The following is a 21,823-nucleotide window of genomic DNA, read 5'->3' as shown; positions in this document are numbered from 1 at the left end:
TGTTTTTTTGTATCTGTCGTCTGGTCCGCAACGACAGTGCGGGCAGCATCCTACTTACCCGCGCAATAAACTCGCCGTCATCTCAGGTTAACTTCTTCTCGCCAGCGTCGCCCCATCGGCAAAATACGCTTTAATGCCCGCCAGAATCGACTCTGCGACCTGTTGCTGGAACGTCGCGGTCTTGAGCTTGCGTTCTTCTTCAATGTTACTGATAAACGCCGTCTCGACCAGAATAGACGGAATATCGGGCGCCTTTAACACCGCAAACCCCGCCTGCTCGACCTTGTTTTTATGCAGGTCATTAATTTTACCAAGCTGCTTCAACACCGCTTTACCGAATTTCAAACTATCGGCAATGGTCAGCGATTGCACCATATCGAACATCGTATGGTCGACATAACGGTCACCGCTTTTGCTCACGCCGCCAATTAAGTCCGAGGCGTTCTGCGTTTGCGCCAGATATTTCGCCGCGGTACTGGTGGCGCCTTTGGTCGATAGTGCGAATACGGATGAACCGCTAGGCTGCCGGCTGGTGAAGGCATCCGCATGAATAGAGACAAACAGGTCGGCGCGCTGTTTCTGCGCTTTCGCCACCCGGACTTTTAACGGAATGAAGATGTCTTCATTGCGCGTCATATAGACCTTCATGTTGCCTTCTTTTTCGATCAACGCGCGCAGGCGGCGGGCTATCTGGAGCACCACGTCTTTTTCACGTGTTTTGTATTTGCCTATCGCGCCGGGGTCTTCGCCGCCGTGTCCCGGATCAAGCATAATGACAATGGGACGATCGCGCCCCGCTTTACCGGGCTGCGGCCCGCTTTGCGAAGGCGGCACCTGTTTATCCAGATCGCCTTTATTGTAGTCTTCCAGCAGCGCCAGCAGCGGATCCTGCATATCCTGCGCATTGGCAGGATAAAGATCCATCACCAGACGTTCTTTAAAGCCTGCCACAGGCGCCAGCGCAAATAGCTGCGGCTTCACGTTTTGTTTTAGCTCAAAGACCATACGCACAGTCTTAGGATCAAACTGCCCTACCCTTGCGGATTTGATATACGGATCGTCGCTGCGAATCTGCGCGCCAATGCCTTTAAGCACCGAGTTCAGATTCACATCCTCAATATCTACTACCACGCGGTCCGGGTTACTTAAGGCAAATTGTTTATATTTCAGCAGACGATTCGACTCTACCGTGACGCGGGTATAGCTGGACGCAGGCCAGATACGCACCGCAACGACCTGGCTTACGGCAGCCAGCCCGACCTGGCTCACGCTTAATAGCCACATGGCGCCCGCGCCTTGTAGTAAACGGCGACGGCTGATTGCTGAATTGGCTCCCGACATGCTTCTCCCGAGCAAAAACTAAATAGAGATCATACAAAGTTCATCCAAATTGACCGGAAACTTTAGCGAATGACGCATAATCTGTCATCTATAAAAGGGTAAACATTCTTTTTATATTCACGGCATTACTAAGAAAAGCGATCGGACCGCATAAAATTTACGCTTGCACAGAGGGCAAAAACAGAATAAAAATACACTAATTTCGAATAATAATTCACTAGTGGGGCGCGCAATGATAAAGGAACGTAAAACCGAACTGGTAGAAGGGTTTCGCCATTCAGTTCCCTATATCAACACCCATCGCGGAAAAACCTTTGTCATTATGCTCGGCGGCGAAGCCATTGAGCATGACAATTTTTCCAGCATCGTTAGCGATATCGGGCTACTGCATAGCCTCGGTATTCGCCTTGTCGTGGTGTATGGCGCGCGACCGCAAATCGACGCCAATCTGGCCGCGCATCATCATGAACCGATTTACCACAAAAACACGCGGGTGACGGACGCCAAAGCACTGGAGCTGGTGAAACAGGCCGCCGGTTTACTCCAGCTTGATATTACCGCCCGTCTGTCGATGAGTCTGAACAATACGCCGTTGCAGGGCGCGCACATTAATGTCGTCAGTGGCAATTTCACCATTGCGCAGCCGCTGGGCGTTGATGATGGCGTGGACTACTGTCATAGCGGCCGTATCCGGCGCATTGATGAAGATGCGATCAACCGCCAGTTGGATAACGGCGCGATCGTTCTGATGGGGCCGGTCGCCGTCTCAGTGACCGGCGAAAGTTTTAATCTGACCTCAGAAGAGATTGCCACTCAACTCGCCGTTAAACTGAAAGCGGAAAAAATGATCGGTTTCTGTTCTTCTCAGGGCGTTACCAATAGCGAGGGCGGCATCATTTCTGAACTCTTCCCGAATGAAGCACAGGCGCGGGTGGAAGAGTTGGAAGCGCAGGGCGACTACAACTCCGGAACCGTACGTTTTTTGCGCGGCGCGGTAAAAGCCTGTCGTAGCGGCGTTCGTCGTTGCCATCTGATCAGCTATCAGGAAGATGGCTCGCTATTACAGGAACTGTTCTCGCGTGACGGTATCGGTACGCAGATCGTCATGGAGAGCGCCGAGCAGATCCGCCGCGCCACCATCAACGATATTGGCGGTATTCTGGAGCTTATCCGCCCACTGGAACAGCAGGGCATTCTGGTACGCCGTTCCCGTGAACAACTGGAGATGGAGATCGATAAATTTACCATTATTCAGCGCGATAATATGACTATCGCCTGCGCGGCGCTGTATCCTTTTGTGGAAGAGAAAATAGGCGAAATGGCCTGCGTAGCGGTACATCCGGATTACCGCAGCTCATCGCGTGGAGAAGTGCTTCTGGAGCGGGTTGCCGCCCAGGCGCGGCAAATGGGGCTGCGTAAATTGTTTGTGCTGACGACGCGCAGTATTCACTGGTTTCAGGAGCGCGGTTTTACGCCTGTCGATATTGAGTTACTGCCTGAGAGCAAGAAAAAAATGTATAACTATCAGCGACGTTCAAAGGTGCTGATGGCGGATTTAGGATAACAAGGTGGGCCTGATGGCGCTGCGCTTATCAGGCCTACGCTCGAAAGCATCATTTGGAGGCCGGATAAGACGCTACGCGTCGCCATCCGGCGAGAACTCGTCTTATCCGGTACGACTGACTTCATCAAATAAGGTGGCTAACCCGCTGCGCCGTTCCGTACGCGTCACAATCGCGCCTGCCAGGATCCGTTCATCGGCATACAGCGATAACCGCCGCCGCGCCCGCGTAACAGCGGTATACACCAGCTCCCGCGTCACGACCGGCGAACGCTGGCTGGGTAAAATCAGCGCGGCGTGATCAAATTCAGACCCCTGTGATTTATGTACCGTCATCGCCCAGGTTGTATCATGTTCCGGCAGACGGCTGGGCTGAACGGACTTGATCGTGCCGTCCGGCATCACAAACCAGACGCGTAACCCCTGCCCGCGATCGAGCGCAATACCAATATCGCCGTTAAATAACCCCAGCGCGCTATCGTTGCGCGCAATCATTACCGGACGCCCTTCATACCAGCGAGAGTGCGGATGCCGCTGAATTTTTCGTTGCTGCACCATCGCCTGCTCAATGCGGTCATTCAGTCCCCTCACGCCAAATGGGCCTTCGCGCAGCGCACAAAGCAGTTGATACTCATTGAAAGCCTGAAGGATTGCCTCCGGCGCCGCTTTTTCATGCAGCAACCGCAGGTAGCGCCCATAGCCCGCCAGCGCTTCATCCAGCATCCCGGCATAATCGTCGCTGCTTTGCAATGTACGCTTCTCTATATCGCTAAACCCCTGCTGAAAAACAGCCTGGATTGCCGACCTGTCGCCGCAGTTAATCGCCGCCGCCAGCTTGCCGATGCCAGAATCGCTGCCGAAACGGTAGCTCTTTTGCAACAAACAGAGGCTATCGCGTAAAGACGCGGCTTGCGTTCCGGCCCCCGCCGGAATGGCGCTCCCTGTTAGTCGACTTAGCTGTCGAGCGCGTTCCGCCGTAAACCCTGCGTTGACATAGGCGCAAATATCGCCCAACACAGCGCCCGCCTCAACGGATGCCAACTGATCGCGATCGCCAAGAAAAATGACCCGCCCGTGCGGCGGCAGAGCGTCAATCAAACGTGACATCATCGGCAAATCAATCATTGATGCTTCATCGACCACCAGCACGTCCAGATGCAGCGGGTTGCCCGCATGATGGCGTAATCGCTGGCTGCCGGGCTGTGCGCCTAGCAGTCGGTGCAGCGTACTGGCGTCCTCCGGTATACGCTTTTTCTGCGCATCGGTAAGTGGAAGCTGACGCAACGCCGCGCCGAGCGACTCCGTCAGGCGTGCGGCCGCTTTCCCGGTCGGCGCTGCCAGCCGGATACGGCAACGTTCGCCATCCGCCATTTGAATTAATGCCGCCAGCAGCTTCGCGACGGTGGTGGTTTTACCGGTGCCGGGACCGCCTGAAATCACGGAGATACGGCGAGTTAGCGCTACGGCGGCGGCCACCTTTTGCCAGTTCACCTCGTCTGTCGGAGGGAATAGCGCGTCCAGAATACGGGATAACTGATCTTCATCTACGGCGATGGCCTGGTTAACCTCGTTAAAAAAGCGCGCAACCGTACGCTCGTTGCACCACATGCGATTCAGGTAGAGACGATCGCCGCACAGAATTAACGGCGCGGGGCTATCGCCGCAGCTAACCGCCGCAGACGCCAGTAACCGCTTTTTCCAGTCGATTGGCGTAGCCGTTTCGCTTATCCAGGCGACCAGTAAGGGATGCGCCTCCTCCGTTAACGTTAAACGCGACAACGGCAGACACACGTGACCTTCACCTGCGTCATGACTAAGCAGCGCTGCCGCCAGCGTCACGGCGGGATCGTCGTTACCGGCGACGGTTAAAGCAAACTGGGCATCAATGGGCCGTAAGAGTTTTTGTTCAACGGCCTCCAGCAACCGCTCCTGGATTGTCATTGCGCCTCCTCACTCATTTCACCTGCAAACATATCATCCAGTTGGTTAATTAACGCCGCCGCAGGACGAGTGGTAAAAATACCCTGCTGCGGACGTTCGCTATCCACCCCGCGTAAAAAGAGATAGATGACGCCGCCGAAATGGCGTTCATAGTCGTAATTCGCCATGCGATGACGAAGGTAACGGTGCAATGCCAGCGTATAAAGCTGGTACTGCAAATCATAGCGATGCGCCTGCATAGCCGCAGCCATCGCCGTCTGGGTATAAGCGGCGCTATCCTCGCCCAGCCAGTTAGATTTATAGTCGAGCAGATAATAGCGCCCCTCATAACGGAACACCAGGTCGATAAAGCCCTTTAACATGCCGCGAACCTGCATGAAATCCAGCGCAGGGCAACCTGCTGAAAGCGGGTCGTACCGACGAATCAACGCATCCAGCTCTCCGGCGGTAAGCGGCTGGGCAATCGGCAGATAAAACTCCATTTCGACCTGTTTTTCACGCTCGGTCAGCACGCTCAGACTAACGCCCGTCTCGTTAAGGGGAACGTGTAACACGGTGTCCAGCCAGCGGGTAAGTACGGGCTCCCATCGCGTTTCAAAACCACTCAGCTCCAGTTTTTCCTGTACCCATTGGGGGTCTATCGGTTGAGTAAAATCAAGCTCTTCAAACAGGCTGTGCAAAAATGTTCCCGGCGATGCCCCGCGAGGAAAGTGATGCGGCGTCATTGCCGGCGCTTCCGCCGCTTCGCCAACGCCTGCGGCGTCAATGTCGAGACGAGGAATAAGATCTTGCGCCACGCTATGTCCCCGCTGCTGCAAACCGGAATAACTGGTGACGCGCCAGCTATCATAAAGCAGGCGTTGCAGCGTTCTGGCGCTGAGTTCCGCATGCGATGCAGCGGCAATTTGCCAGCGGTCGTTATCCGTGTTGCCTGGCGTTCGACACACGATATCCTCGTCGCATAGCGCCTCAATACAGGCGCGAAGGCCTGCGGCATCCATCGGTTCGCCTTTTTGCAGGAGTCGCCCAAGCGCGCTTTGGTGCACATCCGTCTCGCCTTTCTTATCGCTGCGACGCCGTACCAGCGGCGCGACGCCGAGGCTGCAATGCCACACTGCACGGGTCAGCGCGACATAAAGTAGGCGCAGGTCTTCCGCCAGGCGTTCGGCTTCCGCCAGTGCTATGCTCTCTTCGGCGTGACTAAGGTCCAGCACCGCCTCGTAGGAGTGCCTGTCGTGATAAAAAGCCTGGTCCTGCACGCGGAAATGGGTGATAAAAGGTAACCAGACCAGCGGGTATTCCAGACCTTTCGATTTATGAATGGTGACGATTTGCACCAGATGCTTATCGCTTTCCAGACGTAGTTGCTGGCTGGAAGCATTGCTATCGGGTTCAAGGATATGTTGCGCCAGCCAACGCACCAGCGCATGTTCGCTTTCCAGCTGCGAACCGGCTTCCTGTAACAGTTCGCTAATATGCAGAATATCCGTCAGCCGACGTTCACCTCCCGCCGTCGCCAGCAGGTTTTCAGCAATATTGCGCGCCGACATTAGCGCGCGCAGCATAGGCATCACGCCGCGTTTATGCCAAATCTGTCGGTAGCCATCAAACTCTTCGACAACCGCATCCCACGCATTTTCATCATTGTTAAGCGTTTCGATATCCAGCGCGGTAAGGCCCATCATTGATGTCGCCAGAGCGCTACGCAGCGTATTCTCACGTTCGGGCGCCATCACCGCCTGCAACACCCACAGCATCTCCTGCGCTTCGAGCGTTTCGAATACGCTGTCGCGGTTAGAAAGATAGACGGAGGGGATCGCCAGTAAGGTCAGCGCATCCCGTATCAGCGCGGCCTCACGCCTGCTGCGCACCAGCACGCTAATATCCGAGGCGCGAACGGGCCGCGACGAATCGCCGTTCGTCAGCAGCGCGTCGCCCGTTTGCCCGGCGCGCAGCCAGTCGCGAATTTGCGTGGCGCACACCTGCGCCATATAACTTTGATAATCGCCCGAACCGCAGCTTTCCCCCTCCATTAGCCACAGGGTCATCGCCGGTTGAGGCGCGTCATTCACTTTAAATTGCAGCGACTGGTTTCTGGGCGCAAACTTTACCGGACTGAAGGGAATATCGCGGAACATAAAGGCGTCGTTCATCTGACTGAACAGCTTGTTAACGCTATTCACCATCCCCGGCGCGGAGCGCCAGTTAGTGTCAAGCGTATAGTGCGCGCTCACTTCGCTGCGAGCCTTCATGTAGGTAAAGATATCCGCGCCACGAAACGCATAAATCGCCTGTTTAGGATCGCCAATCAGCAATAGCGCCGTATCGGGTTGATGTCGCCAGATACGGCGAAAAATACGGTACTGTTGTGGGTCGGTATCCTGAAATTCATCGATCATCGCCACCGGAAAACGGGTACGAATCGCCGCAGCCAGCGCCTCGCCGCTTTCACTACGCAGCGCGGTATCTAAACGGCTGAGCATATCGTCAAACCCCAGCTCGCCGCGCCGGCGTTTTTCCTGAGCCACCGTTTCACGGATCTCTGAGAGCGCTCGGGTAAGAACCAGATCTTTAATCGATAGCGGTTCGCCCAACAGGTTATCAATGGCGACAAACAATGGGTGCTGGGGCGTCACGCCGCCAGCTTTGGTGCGCTCAGCTAAAAAACGCTGTGAAAATTTTCCCAACGCCTCAGGTAATTGATAATTTTTAGTCTCTTCTTGCGCCCACGCGGTGATCTTTTCGATCCATTTTGCCTGATTGCCGCGGTTGAATTTTCTGCGATCGATGCCGGATGATTCGATCAGCGCGTCCAGCTCGCTAACCGCCTCACACCACTGCTGCTTCACCTGGTTGATGCGCGCCAGGATCTGTTCATGGCGCGATGCCAGCGTCTCCTCCTGCGATGGCGGCGCTTTAATGACCGGCGCTTCGCCCTGCAGATAACGATCGATATCCTTTAAGAGCGCCTTCGGTCCCTTCCACACGTCAAACACCACCTGCGCGATGTCGCGCGGCAGCGGATAGCAATGACGCCGCCAGAAATCGGCGCAGGCCTGATAACGCAACAAAGATTCGTCTTCAATAAGCTGTTGCTCAAACAACATACCGGATTCGAAAGCATTCAGGCTGAGCATACGCTGGCAAAAACCGTGGATGGTAAAGACCGCGGCCTCGTCCATTTGTCGTTCCGCCAGTAATAACCACTGCGCGGCCTGCTTTTTGTCGCTAATTTCTTCCAGCAAGCGGGCATACAGCGGATTATCCGTGCTTTCCCGCAGACAGGCGATGCGCAACTCATGGATATTACTGCGGATTCGCCCACGCAGCTCTTCAGTGGCGGCCTCCGTAAAGGTTACCACCAGCAGTTCTTCAACGGTCAACGGACGGGGAAATGCGGCACTGCCGCCTAAACCGAGCAATAACCGCAGATACAGCGCCGCGATAGTAAACGTTTTGCCTGTGCCCGCTGATGCTTCAATCAGACGCTCGCCTGTCAGGGGCAAGCGCAGAGGATCAAGAGTCTCGGCGACATCATTCATTCTTTTCGCTCATTAGAGGTAACGTTTGCTGCAATGCGCTGACGTTATCCCACACTTTCCAGCCTGTCGGATGCACGTATTCTGCTTTTCCATTCTGGCTACCGGCAATCTGTGACAATATTGCCATACCTTGTGGTTCCACCACCGCCTGGTGGAAGAAGTCGGCAAGCTTTTGTGGCGTCAGCAATTTTATCTGAGCGATGATTTTATCACGCGAGTCAAAGCGCATATTACCCCGATCGAAATCCTTGCTTAAACGGGATGCTTCTTCGCCCAACGTTTGCGGCGCCTGGCGCATTTGCGTAATGATCGCCTGCTGAATTTGGGCGAACTCTTCCGGCTTCATCGCCCTCAGCTTCGCCTCGGCGTCAGGGAAAAATGCCTGATAGCGTTGCCACAGGTAAGAGGGCTGTTTATCGTTGCTCTGTAGCAGGAATCCCATTCCCCACTGACGGCCAACGCTCATCGGAAAGGCGAAAACGGCGTATCCCAGTTGCTCTTCGGTTCGTAGCTGATTGTAAAACCACGGTTGAACAATCTGACCTAACATCGCGCTGTAGGCGGCGCTGACATACTCGTCGTAGCCGACCGGGACAAAGACCGCGGCTAACGCGGAGTCGGTGCTACTGCCCGCTTTTTCAAATATTACGGACTGCTTTTTCTCAACCACCACGTCTTTGTTACGACACCACGCCGATCCGTTCGCCGCGAGCTGTTTTTGGACATCTTGCGCCAGAGAGGTCGCCTGGGCTTCGCTCATATTTCCTATAACCAGAAATTCCGGACGAGCGCCCGTTTTTAACGCATTACGATAGGCCATCACCTCTTTTAACGTAATGGACGGCAGCAAAGCGCGACGTTCATCACGGGAAAAATAAGGCACCTGCGAAATCATCTGCACCGGCATAATCGCCTGTTCGTAGGCTTTTCCCTTCTCCGCAGAATCCATCATCTGCGTATACCAGGATTTCGCCTGCGCCAGCTGTTCCTCCGTGGCGTCGTAGCTAAAATATCCTTCCAGCAACGCCAGGAAAAGCTGCGGCAAACGCTGGGTATAACCGTTCGCAGTGACCATCAGACCATTGTTGGCGTTAGTGGAAAAGCTAATGCCGCCCACTGCCGCCTGGTTGCTGAGCTGATCGAGCGCCATTCCCGCCAGATAATCATTAAGGGCGAACAGTACCTGATTGCGGGCGCTGTCCATCGCCTGCGGGTTACGCAATACCACGCTCACGTCAGCTTTTGGCTCGCTGGCGAAATAACGACTCGGCGCATAAACCACGCGCAAATCCGCTTTATCGACAATCAGTTCTGGCCGCACGTAGTTTTTGTCATTCTTAACAAGCGTGAAATCATCAGGAATATAGGGGTTTAACTCCGGCAGCGACAACGCAATGCTCTGTGCTTTTTGCTGCCAGTTTTTAAACGTCTGTTCGCTAATCTTATCGACCTGATAAGGCGCATCCACAAAATACGCAATCTTATTATGGGGTTCCTGGGGACTGATGTACCAGATGCGCGCATTCTGCGGCGTCATCATCGCCAGGCGATTTTTGATAGCGGCAGGATCGTAACGATCGGCGATATTCGCCGCATCCAGCGTATGCGCTACCGGGACGCGGATCATAGTGTCCGCCAGCCATTCGACATAGTCCATATCGCGGGTAATCGACGGATAGCGGAAGTCGAGATCCAGCACATGCGCCAGCTCGTCAAAGTAACGTTTATCTATCCCTTTTTCACGTAACGTATTGAGATAGCTGAAAATAGCCGCGACGACTTCATCACGATTGGCCAAACCTTTATCAGTCAGCGTTGCCGAAATGGCAAATACGCCGCTGTTACCATTAACAATCGGATCGGAATCCGCGCTAATACCTTCGACCAGTCCTTGTTTTTGCAGCCAGTCAGAGAGCGTCCCCGGGCTACGATTGCCAATCAGATAAGAGACCAGTTCATCGGTCTTGCTACGGAACTGCGCGCTATTGTTATCAATACGAAACTCCACGCGCAGCACTTTACGCGGTAGCGCCGGCACGTAATGAATAATGATGCCCTTCTGCGCCTCGGTGATGACAGGTACGGTAATTTCCGGTTTTTTAATCTGTTTATTCGGCACGCGACCATAGGTTGCGGCGGCAATACTCGCCAGTTCCGGCAAGGGTTTATTACTGTAAATCACCGCCTTCATCAGATTAGATGAATAGTATTTTTCATGAAAAGCGATCAACGCCTGTTGCACCGGATTTCCCGGCTTATCGCTTAGCGTTTCCAGATTGCCGCCAGAAAAGTGCGAGCCTGGATGCGCCGGGTTAATGGTTTCGGCGCTTACCTGCGCCATACGCATACCGTCGCGGGTGCGCGCCATCGTCAGCTCGGCATTCACCGCGTTTCGTTCGCGTTCGGCATACTTTTTATTGAGCAATGGCGCGGCAATGGCGTCGGCCAGTCGATCTACGGCACCTGGAAGCGCGTCGTTTTCAACCTCCAGGTAGAAGGCTGTTCGATAAGGCGCGGTGCTGGCGTTGTGGCTACCGCCATGTCTTTTAAGGTATTCGGCAAGGCTATCCGCCTGCGGATATTTTTTTGACCCCATCAGGCACATATGCTCAAGATAATGAGCAAGCCCCTGATGAGCCTCAGGATCTTCAAGCGATCCAACGGGCACCACTAACGCTGAAAGCGACTTTACAGCCTGCGGATCGGATACGAGCAACACCACCATGTCATTATCAAGACGTATCGCCTGATACTGCCGGGTATCTTTATCGCTTTTACGGATAGTTTCTTGCAGCGGTTGCCAACCGATATCCGCCTGAACTGCAGGCCCCCAGAGGGCGACCAATAACAATAACGCTTTGAACCAGGTGCTGCGGGGCATTCACGGACCTCATCATTAACTTTCATTCCCACTCATCTGTATGGTCACGTAAACCATCGACCTGAGCGGAACGGGATATTATTGTGCTGAACCAGGCAGCATTTTTTTATCAGTAATCAGTCCGTGACGAAGAGCGCATCATAGTCGAAGCCTTTTAATGGCGCGATTTTCATACAATCAACGAGACTGATTAAAACGAAACAGCGGTAACAGGTAATGTCGGGACTGCGCAATGATAGCCTGCAACGTTTCAGATTCCAGCTGACGCCAAAGACGTTGATACCAGATATCTTCGCCTTCGCCGCTCACCATCATGTTGCCTTCATAAGCCTGTAGAAACTTTGTTCTGGCCTTCTGTAAGGTGTCATCGTCGTCTAACATGACATCATTTTCAGCGTCATAACAGGCTTTTATCCATGCGCCGCCGCTTTCCGGCAGTACCAATAGCGGAGAAGACATGCCTTCCCGGTAGCCTTCAATCAGTTGCGCCAGGTAAGCCATTGCCTGCGCTTTATCAAGTGGCGGAAATCGCCATTCTCCCTCTTTGCGCAAAAACAGACGACTTTCGCCACTCCCGCCGCTGGCACAATAGACAAGGTGTTCCAGCCAAAGTTTCACACCTTGCGCCACGCTGATTAAAGCGGGACGCCAGCGCAATAATCCATCCTCCTGTACCTGCGGTAGCCAGCCGGTTAGCTGAACGCCATTGCAAAGCAGATCCACTTCCAGGCTTTGGCTCGGCTTACGACAGGCGATAACCCGGCTTGCCAGTTGCTGCATCTCCTGACATTGCGCATCCCAGAATATTTCGCCAAACGCGCCGTAAGGCAACTCTCCCGCAGCCCGGAAACGGCGGAACAAGCGTTCGGCGTCGTCCTCTTCAACCAGCGTATTGAGCAACTGTTGGTTAAGTTGATATCGCGTCAATCCCTCTAATTCAAACGGTTCCGCATCAGGAATCTCACTCTCTTCCGAGCGGAAATTAACCTGAAGCCGCATCTGAAAAAATGCGCGTACCGGATGGGCCCAAAAACGCTGCAGACTTTCCAGAGTCAATGTTTCCGGCATCGTAAAAGGAAGCGGCTGCACAAAGTCAGAATGCGCTTTCCCCGACTGACTCGCCGCAGGCAACCACTCTCTGGCATAACTTTGCTGTTCGCCGGGTTGGTAATTTTGCGCATCAAAAGGCATACGGGTATGCAGACGCGTAATATGCGCTTTGACTCGTGCTTCGCTCTCATCACAGGTCAGCGTTTCGTCGCCCGGCAAATAGTGGCTTTGCCCGATGTAATCCACCAATTCTTGCACCAGTACAGAGGGAAAGCGTTCGCTATTATCCTGGATGGAGCGACCGATGTAGCTGATATACAGCGTCTGCTGCGCCGAGATTAACGCTTCCAGAAACAGGTAGCGGTCATCGTCGCGACGGCTACGATCCCCGCGCATGGGTTTTTGGCTCATCAGGTCAAAGCCCAACGGCGCAAGCTGGCGCGGGTATACGCCGTCGTTCATTCCCAGCAGGCAAACGACTCTGAACGGAATGGAACGCATCGGCATCAGCGTACAAATATTGATGGGGCCCGCCAGGAAGCGCTGGCTAATACGTTCCTGATCCAGACGCTGCGCCAGTTCATCCCGCAGTAGCGAAATCGGTACCGCGTCGCCATATTCCGCCGCAACGCCTTCGGCGATAATGGCCTGCCACTGCTGTTCAATCAATGTCATTGCCGCTTCCGTGTCCGCATCGGGCAGGAAGAAATCATTGAGCATGTCGCGACAAACGGGCAGCCACTCTTCCAGCGGTCGCTCCTGCGCCAGACCGCGCCGCCAGATATTAAGCTGCATCAGCAGCGAAGCCAGATGCCCGACCAGCTCGGCAATCAGACCGCTGGATTCGTCATAAGGCAGAACCGACTGCCACTCGCCCTGGGCGCTTTCCATCGCATACCCCAGCAGCATACGCGTCAGGCCAAATTGCCATGTATGCTGCCCTGTGGCAGGAAGTTCCAGCTCGCGTACGTTGTCATCGTCAATTCCCCAGCGAATGCCTGACTCATTGACCCACAAGCGCAAATAACGCAGCCCTTCTTCGTTGATCGTAAAGCGGGCAGCCAATACCGGTACGTCTAACAACGCCAGAACATCCTCGGAGACGAAGCGGCTGTCCGGTAACGAAAGCAGGCTGATAAATGCCTGTAACACCGGATGTGACTGACGCGCCCGCCGATCGGAAATAGCATAAGGCAGATAGCGCTCCGTTGGCGCGCTACCAAATACCGCCTGGATAAACGGGCTATAGCTGTCAATATCAGCCACCATAACGATAATGTCGCGCGGCGTTAGCGTCGGATCGGCTTCCAGCATCGCCAGCAGGCGATCGTGCAGTATCTCCACCTCGCGCTGCGGGCTGTGACAAACGTGAAAAGAGAGGCTGTTATCCTCGGGATCGAGCAGACGCTTATTGTCGCTGCGCGAATACTCCTCAAGATTTACGCCCGCCACCGCATGGCTTTCCAGTTCAAGGATATCCGCCTGAATCCGATGCAAAAGATTATCTGGCGTAATATCAACAAACGCATCCAGCTCCTGGCTGTTTTCCAGTTCAGATAGCAGGTAGATATAATCCCGCCCCAGTTTTCCCCATGAGGCCAGTAGCGGATTACCGATATCCTGTTCACCGTCGCTGTTAAATAAGGCTTCCGGATTCTGGTTTTCACGGAACAACGGTAAATGACGGTCTTCAAAACTGTGACGACGCTGGCGAGCCATGAGTTTTGCCAGCCAGGCAGGGTCTTTAATGTCCCCCCAGTAATACCGACACGGATTAGTAAAAAGGAGATGGATTTCAATATGTTTGCCCAGCGCCTGCAACGCTCTGAGATACACTGGCGGTAACGCGGAAATGCCGCAAATAAAAACGCGGGACGGCAACCCTGGCGGGCAGGCGGTCGCGCTTTCCAGCGTTTGAATAAAGCGTTGGTAGAGATTGGCGCGATGCCAGCGCGGCTGCCCCAGCGCGGCGGTATATTCCACCAATGCTTTCCACAGCGGCGCCTGCCAGTTTTGCGCCTCTCCCAGACCTTCCACGGTTTTTCCCGCTTCCCACTGCGTAAGCCAGTCAGGCCGATAAACCAGATACTGATCGAACAGGTCGGCGGCGCGCGCGGAAAGCTGAAAGAGTTTGCGTTTATCGGTGTCGTCGGTCAGATAATGGCGCAGCAGTACAAACTCATCCTTATCCAGCAACTGCGGCAGCAAGGTCATCAGTTTCCAGCTCATGCTTTGTTTGCTGAAAGCGCTTTCTTTGGGGATATCCGGCAACACGCGGACAAACATCTCCCAGATAAAACTCGCCGGTAACGGAAAAGCGATATTCGCCGCAATACCAAACTTTTGTGAAAGGGTCATCTGCAGCCACTGCGCCATACCCGTGCTTTGTACCAGAATCATTTCTGGTTCAAAGGGATCATCCAGCCGCTCGCGTTCGACGATGAATTCCATCAACGCTTCCAGCACATCCAGACGATTGGAGTGGTAGACCCTTAACATAATTACTCCTGACGATTAACGATTTGGACAATGCAAGCGCGTCATCTGCCCCTGCCTGCCAGAGGGTGAAACCATCGTGACGCTGATGCTGACACATCCCGATTGCGTTGTCTGCATCCGGTTGGCCTTCCAGTCGTCAGCAGGCGAAAATGGATACAGCGCCGTTTGCTGCCACGCCTGCCGCCAGATCTGGAGATACTGGTGTCGTAATGCAAAACTGTGCATTAATACCCGCTGATAGCCTGACAGCGCGGTGACGATCATTACCATTAGAACCATCGCCACTAAAACTTCCGGGAGGCTAAACCCGCGTTGTAAATTCAGGGGATGCGACATAACGCCACCTCTTTTAACGGACAAAAATCGCTCCAGCCGTGGGGAGAAAAGACAATGCTTCCCTGAATGACGTTGCCCAAACGCCATAACGTCATGCCGTCATCTTGCGCCGCCATCACCACCTCATCCCCCGATAATCTCCGCAAACAGACTCTCGCTCCTGAAGAGGAATAGCGCCGACATTCCATTTCGGTTACGCCTGACCATAGCTGCCCCCGTCCCCATTCCAGCGCCGACTGCACAAGCGCCTGGCGTTGTATCGCCAGGCTCTGCGTCGTCACGCGGGCGGCATAGCTGGCCTGCTGCTGATTTACGCCTTGCAGTAGCAGACTGCCCAGAATCAGTATTAAAAGCGCCAGTATTAGCGAAGAAGCGCCACGTTCCCGATTCACAGATTAAATCCCGTTACGCTGTATTGCGCGTCAATAACCGTCTGAGGCTCGGCTTTGCTGGCGCCGCGCAGATGCAGCATGAGCACTGGCGAGAATCCCGTTATATCCCGGCGCTCAACGGTAAACGCCGTGATGAGTACCGTATTGGGATCGGTCATTTTTTCCCATCCCTTACCCTGGCAAGATGTTGCTCCGCGTAATGTCTCCAGAACGTTATCCTTCACACGAAACCCGGTCTGGTCGGCCTCTTTCGCCGGTATGGTATCCCAGACACCGTTATTATTCCCGTCCCACTGAACGATGACGCATTGCCCCTGTTCGGCAAGATGTAACCCTTCGCCAATACAGTGACCATGACAGTAACCCGCACGTTGAAGATGCTTCGCTACGGTATAGGTTCGCTGCCAGATTTCATCTTCCAGCGATAACTGTCGCGTGTTGTGCCAGATTTCACGCTGTAGCGCCGGTAAAAATCGTGCGGACCCAAGCAGTAAAATGGAACCTATCGCCATCGCCAGCACAACTTCCAGTAGCGAGAACCCCCGCGTGGTTATTGACACGTGGCGGCCTCATTACGCTCGCATAGCCTGATTCGCCCCCAGGAGGAGACGACCAGACGCCACTCTCCGGCAGCGTTTTTCAGTACGATGTGCCCTGCCCATGCCGTATTGCGCAAGCCAAAGAAGGCTAACGACGGCGTGATATCGGCAAGGACGACATCACGCCAGTCGGGCGTAAACACAAAGGGGGAAGATGGCGTACACGATGTTTGCGTAGCAACAGAGCTGACAAAGCACCATGAACCGCCTTCGCTGACCACGCGAAGAATGTGATCGCGGTTATGCCAGTGAGCGTCCTCACGAAGTTGCAGCAGGTAATCCCGCACCTGACATGCGGTTTGCCACAGGCGCTGTTGCTGCTGCCAGCGTTGCCAGCCATAAAGTCCTGTGGCGCTGAGAATGATAATGAGCGACATCGCGACCACCGTTTCAATGAGCGTATAGCCCTGTTGTTTTTTCATGTCGGCAGTATGGCGGGCGGAAGAAAAATAACGAGCGCCAAATACAGATTGTTCGGCGCGTTACGGAAAAAAGTTCATGTCTTGCAGCGCGTTGCAAAATTTCAGGAATCCGCGCCGAAGATTGAGACGAAGGGTAAAAAAAACCGACGCGCGATGACGTCGGTTATGGCAGGATCGTCAGCGCTTAGATAGCGACCGGCGCTTTAATACCGGGGTGCGGATCATAGCCTTCAATTTCGAAATCATCGAACCGGTAGTCAAAAAGCGAATCGGGTTTACGCTTAATGACCAATTTCGGCAGCGCGCGCGGTTCACGGCTTAATTGCAGGTGCGTCTGCTCCATATGGTTGCTGTACAGGTGCGTGTCGCCGCCGGTCCAGACAAAATCGCCGACGTCCAGGTCGCACTGTTGCGCCATCATATGCACCAGTAACGCGTAGCTGGCAATGTTGAACGGCAGACCGAGGAACACATCGCAGGAGCGCTGATAAAGCTGACAGGAGAGTTTTCCATCTGCGACATAAAACTGGAAAAAGGCGTGACACGGCGCCAACGCCATCTTATCCAGCTCGCCGACGTTCCACGCAGAAACGATAATACGACGAGAGTCCGGGTCGTTTTTAAGCTGGCTTAAGACCGTGGCGATCTGATCGATATGGCGGCCATCCGGTGTTGGCCATGCACGCCACTGCTTACCATAAACCGGGCCTAAATCGCCGTTCTCATCAGCCCATTCGTCCCAGATGGTGACATTATTTTCGTGCAGGTAAGCGATGTTGGTATCGCCCTGCAAAAACCATAGCAGTTCGTGAATAATTGAACGTAAATGGCAGCGTTTCGTCGTCACCAGAGGAAAGCCTTCCTGCAGGTTAAAACGCATCTGATGGCCAAAAATGGAAAGCGTGCCGGTGCCGGTACGGTCGTTTTTCTGTGTGCCTTCATCCAGCACTTTTTGCATCAGTTCTAAATACTGTTTCATGGTTCCTCAGGAAACGTGTTGCTGCGGGCGGCGGCGATATGCCCAAACCATCATGATCGCGCCAGCGATAATCATCGGGATAGAGAGAATCTGCCCCATGCTGATGTACTGTACCCACGCGCCGGTAAATTGCGCGTCCGGCTGGCGGAAGAATTCAACAATGATACGAAACGCGCCATAGCCAATCAGGAATAATCCGGAGACTGCGCCCATCGGACGCGGTTTGCGAATAAAGAGATTAAGGATGATAAACAGCACCACGCCTTCTAATGCCAGTTCATACAACTGGGAAGGGTGGCGTGGCAATACGCCGTAGGTATCAAAAATAGGCTGCCATTGCGGATGTGACGGCAGCAGCGCAATATCTTCCGCGCGTGAGCCAGGAAAGAGCATGGCAAACCGGAAGTCAGGATCGACGCGCCCCCACAATTCACCGTTGATAAAGTTGCCCAGACGCCCGGCGCCCAGGCCGAACGGAATTAACGGCGCAATAAAATCAGACACCTGAAAGAACGAGCGCTTCGTGCGCCTGGCGAAGATAATCATCACCAGTATCACGCCGATAAGCCCGCCGTGGAAGGACATGCCGCCGTCCCAGACGCGGAATAAATAGAGCGGGTTATCCAGAAACAGAGGGAAGTTATAAAACAGGACATAGCCAATACGTCCCCCCAGGAAGACCCCCAGGAAACCTGCATAGAGTAAATTTTCAACTTCGTTTTTGGTCCAACCGCTTCCCGGACGGTTAGCGCGACGCACCGCCAACCACATCGCGAAAACGAACCCCACCAGATACATCAAGCCATACCAGTGAAGCGCGACGGGCCCAATTGAGAAAATGACCGGATCAAAGTCCGGAAAATGCAGATAGCTACTGGTCATCTGTCACCACAATTTCTTGTTATTTCGCTGAAGAGATAGCGATTGATAAGCGCGCCTGCGCGTTGCAGACGCTCCAAAGGTGCGAATAATAGCACAAGGGTTAAAAGCGAGACGCCGATTACCGTTAAAAGATATGTATACGCATTGTCTTTTATCTTGCAGGCGTGTTGTCTGCGCCGTGAATCCACAGTCACTCTCTTTTCCCGCTCCAGTCGTTACAACCCTCCTCGAATCAATCCCCCCATCCCGCGGCGCTCCATAAACGCCGCCACCTGATGACGCACTTCGGTCGCCATCTGCGCCTCAAGGCTGCGTCTGGCAAGGGTTTGCGCGTCTTCAAAATCGATATGCCGCAGCAGATATTTCACACGCGCTACCGAACGGCCATTCATCGAAAGATGGCGATATCCCAGACCGATAAGAATCGCCACGCACATCGGATCGCCCGCCATCTCGCCGCACAAGCGAAGATCGAGGCCATTTTTTTCGGCTTCCTGCGCAATCATGCTCAGTGCGCGCAGCATAGCCGGATGCAGACTGTCGTAAATACTGGCCACGCGGGTATTGTTGCGATCTACCGCCAGGATATATTGCGTTAAATCGTTGGTGCCGACCGAGATAAAGTCGATCCGGTTAGCCAGATGCGGCAGCATAAATACCATTGATGGCACTTCCAGCATAATGCCGATACGCGGTTTCGGGATCGCATAGCCGATCATCTCCTCGACCTCGCGCCCGGCGCGTTCGATCAGACGTCGCGCTTCATCGACTTCATCAATACTGGTGACCATCGGCAACAAAATGCTGAGGTTGCCAGTCGCCGCATTGGCGCGCAGCATCGCGCGGACCTGGATCAAAAAGATCTCCGGCTGATCCAGCGTAATGCGGATCCCGCGCCAGCCCAGACACGGGTTCTCCTCGCTGATCGGCATATAGGGCAGTTGCTTATCCGCTCCCACATCCAAGGTCCGCAGCGTCACCGGTTTATCGTTAAACATTTGCAGCATCCCTTGATACTGCGCCACCTGCTCTTCTTCCGAGGGAAACCCGCTTTGCAGCATGAAGGGAATTTCAGTACGGTACAGGCCGATACCGTCGATCCGACTGCCTAACTTTTCCTCATGCTCGGGACTGAGCCCGGCATTCAGCATCACTTTGACTCGCTCGCCGCTTTTCAGTTGGGCGGGAAGATTGACGTCGTCCTCCGCCAGACGACTGAGTTCTATCTCTTCACTAATGAGCCGCTGATATTCCTGAATAAGCACGGGTTCAGGATCGACCAGTAATTCACCGCGATAGCCATCCACCACCAACGTACGGCGATGTAGCACCGAAGGCTGGATATCAGCGCCCATGACGGTCGGGATACCGAGCGCGCGCACCATAATCGCCGCATGCGAGTTTGCCGCGCCGTCGCGCACCACAACGCCCGCCAGCCTGTCCTGCGGCAGCTCCGCCAGGGTGGTCGCCGACAGCTCATCCGCGACCAGAATAAAACGTTCCGGCCAGGCGTTTGGCCCCTGAACTGAATCATCAAGATGGAATAACAGCCGCTGCCCCAGCGTGCGTAAGTCTCCCGCACGTTCTTTGAGGTAGTTATCGGTTAGCGCCGCAAATTGCTCGGCAAATTTTTCGATGATTTTTTTAACGGCCCACTCCGCAACAGCGCCTTTGTCGACCTCGGCGAAGAGTTCGCGACGCAGTCTGGCGTCTGAAAGCAGGTGTGAGTACAGATCGAAAATGGCCGCCGTCTCTTTTTGCGCGCCGGCGGCAAAGCGTTTGCTGTATCGTCGGAATTCGTTCGCCGCCTCTTCCAGAGCGCCGGTCAGTCGTTCGCGTTCAAGAGAGGTATCCAGCGTAGACGCTTCGTAAACCTGTTCCATCAGCGGCATGGTCGCGTCTTGCCAGCCCGTTGCGATAGCCACGCCCGGCGCCGCAGGAAGCGCGCGGATTCGCGTCTGCCGGTATTGCCCGAACAGCGCTGTGACCTGCGACTGTGACAGGATAGCCGCCATCTGCGTAGCGAGCGTGACGAGGAAAGACTCTTCGCTTTCATCGTACTGGCGCAATTCGCGCTGCTGTACGACCAGCACGCCGAGAAGTTGGCGACGCTGAATGATCGGCACGCCGAGAAACGCGCGAAAACGCTCCTCTTTTACCGAAGGAATGTATTTAAAGCTGGGATGTTTTTGCGCATCGGCAAGGTTAATGGGTTCCGCCAGTCTGCCCACCAGACCGACGATCCCCTCATCAAACGCAAGCGCAACGGTTCGACCACGCGGTTTTTTCAACCCCCGCGTCGCCATCAGGTAATAACAGCGTCGGTCATGATCGGCCAGGTAAACCGAGCAAACCTCTGTATCCATCGCAAGACAGATATCCGTGACCAGAATATTCAGCGCCTCGTTCAGACGCGGCGCACTGGCCACTTTTTCGACTATTTCGCGCAGGCGAGTGAGCATAATTTGCGTGGCTTAACCTCTTTTACGTCGATAAGCAGGCGCGCTTTGTAGCTTAGGGGGATTATCCTGAAGCGCCATGACAACACTTGCAAACTCTTTCATTACCCTGCGGTAGACATCGCGTTTAAATGACACCACTTGTCGAACCGGATACCAGTAACTTACCCAGCGCCAGCCGTCAAACTCCGGCGTACTGCTGGTTTGCATATTGATTTCGGCGTCGGCGCTCATTAACTGCAAAAGAAACCACTTTTGTTTCTGGCCGATACATACCGGCTTTGTGTCCCAACGCACCAAACGTTTTGGTAACTTGTAACGCAACCAGTTGCGAGTAGAAGCAAGGATCCGCACATCTTTACGGCTTAACCCAACTTCTTCAAACAGTTCCCGGTACATCGCCTGTTCTGCCGACTCCCCTGGATTTATCCCGCCCTGCGGGAACTGCCAGGAGTGCTGACCAAATCGCCGGGCCCACATCACCTGCCCCTGACGATTACAAATTACGATACCTACATTTGGGCGGTAGCCATCGTCATCAATCACCGGACTACCTCAACATAAACCTTATATATGAACGATTGTTTCATACTCCAGTGAGGCGGTAAACCACTCTGTAATAGTGACACAGCCTAATAACAATTGAATAACTCACAGTAAATAGCCGAGTTATAAACAGATGATGACGCCCTTGCGCCATTTTATTCACCTTTTCTGTGGATATAGTTGTGAAGAAGTATGGAATTACCACGGGAAAACCCAGAACAGTCTGAATTCCTCATACTGAAAACAGTAAAAATAGTGCCTTATATTCATTGTGTTATAGACAAATCTTACATGCCACCTTCATAAAGCGTGACAAGCATCACATCTAAGATCCTTATGCTGATGAAAGATCAACCAGCGTCGGTTTTATCCACAGATTGTGCCAATAACTTA

General features: G+C 53.9%; 14 protein-coding genes. 1 reads left to right on the top strand and 13 read right to left on the bottom strand.

Features of this window, described 5'->3' with window-relative positions; genetic code table 11:
- Window positions 1-87 precede the first annotated feature (87 nt).
- Window positions 88-1,341 carry an N-acetylmuramoyl-L-alanine amidase AmiC gene (gene amiC, locus J4617_RS09430; RefSeq protein WP_000011919.1) on the bottom strand — a complete coding sequence of 418 codons (1,254 nt, stop codon included), beginning with the start codon at window positions 1,339-1,341 and terminating at the stop codon, window positions 88-90.
- Window positions 1,342-1,573: 232 nt separating this feature from the next.
- On the opposite strand from amiC, the gene argA reads away from it, so the two are divergent.
- Window positions 1,574-2,905, top strand: a complete 1,332-nt coding sequence (argA, locus tag J4617_RS09425; RefSeq protein ID WP_000588964.1) for an amino-acid N-acetyltransferase — start codon at window positions 1,574-1,576, stop codon at window positions 2,903-2,905.
- A 102-nt stretch (window positions 2,906-3,007) separates the two neighbouring features.
- Here argA and recD read toward each other — a convergent pair whose 3' ends face one another.
- From recD to rppH, 12 genes are all read right to left on the bottom strand, one after another.
- Window positions 3,008-4,843, bottom strand: coding sequence for an exodeoxyribonuclease V subunit alpha (gene recD, locus J4617_RS09420; RefSeq protein WP_001660909.1), 1,836 nt, complete (start codon window positions 4,841-4,843; stop codon window positions 3,008-3,010).
- Window positions 4,840-8,385, bottom strand: a complete 3,546-nt coding sequence (gene recB, locus J4617_RS09415) for an exodeoxyribonuclease V subunit beta (RefSeq protein WP_001000533.1) — start codon at window positions 8,383-8,385, stop codon at window positions 4,840-4,842. Before recB ends, recD begins: the two co-directional genes overlap by 4 nt.
- On the bottom strand, window positions 8,378-11,266 hold the full coding sequence (ptrA, locus tag J4617_RS09410) for a pitrilysin (protein ID WP_017465486.1): 2,889 nt from the start codon (window positions 11,264-11,266) through the stop codon (window positions 8,378-8,380). The genes recB and ptrA overlap by 8 nt, the downstream gene beginning before the upstream one ends.
- 177 nt (window positions 11,267-11,443) lie before the next feature.
- Window positions 11,444-14,815, bottom strand: a complete 3,372-nt coding sequence (recC, locus tag J4617_RS09405) for an exodeoxyribonuclease V subunit gamma (RefSeq protein WP_000946829.1) — start codon at window positions 14,813-14,815, stop codon at window positions 11,444-11,446.
- A 15-nt stretch (window positions 14,816-14,830) separates the two neighbouring features.
- Complete coding sequence (locus J4617_RS09400) at window positions 14,831-15,151, bottom strand: prepilin-type N-terminal cleavage/methylation domain-containing protein (protein ID WP_000019286.1); 321 nt, start codon at window positions 15,149-15,151, stop codon at window positions 14,831-14,833.
- On the bottom strand, window positions 15,136-15,543 hold the full coding sequence (locus tag J4617_RS09395) for a DUF2509 family protein (RefSeq protein ID WP_001078532.1): 408 nt from the start codon (window positions 15,541-15,543) through the stop codon (window positions 15,136-15,138). Before J4617_RS09395 ends, J4617_RS09400 begins: the two co-directional genes overlap by 16 nt.
- Window positions 15,540-16,103 (bottom strand): prepilin peptidase-dependent protein, encoded by a 564-nt coding sequence (locus tag J4617_RS09390; RefSeq protein ID WP_000029153.1) that lies wholly within the window; start codon window positions 16,101-16,103, stop codon window positions 15,540-15,542. Before J4617_RS09390 ends, J4617_RS09395 begins: the two co-directional genes overlap by 4 nt.
- Complete coding sequence (locus J4617_RS09385; RefSeq protein ID WP_000744668.1) at window positions 16,094-16,564, bottom strand: prepilin peptidase-dependent protein; 471 nt, start codon at window positions 16,562-16,564, stop codon at window positions 16,094-16,096. The genes J4617_RS09390 and J4617_RS09385 overlap by 10 nt, the downstream gene beginning before the upstream one ends.
- Before the next feature lie 184 nt (window positions 16,565-16,748).
- Window positions 16,749-17,543 (bottom strand): thymidylate synthase, encoded by a 795-nt coding sequence (gene thyA / locus J4617_RS09380; RefSeq protein WP_000816247.1) that lies wholly within the window; start codon window positions 17,541-17,543, stop codon window positions 16,749-16,751.
- Between the two features lie 6 nt (window positions 17,544-17,549).
- Window positions 17,550-18,425, bottom strand: coding sequence for a prolipoprotein diacylglyceryl transferase (lgt, locus tag J4617_RS09375; RefSeq protein WP_000204645.1), 876 nt, complete (start codon window positions 18,423-18,425; stop codon window positions 17,550-17,552).
- Between the two features lie 215 nt (window positions 18,426-18,640).
- Entirely contained in the window at window positions 18,641-20,887 is a 2,247-nt protein-coding gene (gene ptsP, locus J4617_RS09370; RefSeq protein ID WP_000957888.1) for a phosphoenolpyruvate--protein phosphotransferase, read from the bottom strand.
- 12 nt (window positions 20,888-20,899) lie between these two features.
- The gene (rppH, locus tag J4617_RS09365; protein WP_000564481.1) at window positions 20,900-21,430 is read right to left on the bottom strand and encodes an RNA pyrophosphohydrolase; all 531 of its coding nucleotides are present in this window, start codon (window positions 21,428-21,430) and stop codon (window positions 20,900-20,902) included.
- Window positions 21,431-21,823: the final 393 nt, after the last annotated feature.

The sequence above is a fragment of the Salmonella sp. 32010601201800023SM genome (assembly GCF_017572235.1).
Taxonomy (GTDB): Bacteria; Pseudomonadota; Gammaproteobacteria; order Enterobacterales; family Enterobacteriaceae; genus Salmonella; species Salmonella enterica.
The sequence above is the reverse complement of the archived record's forward strand: the minus strand, read 5'-3'. Positions and strand labels throughout refer to the sequence as shown.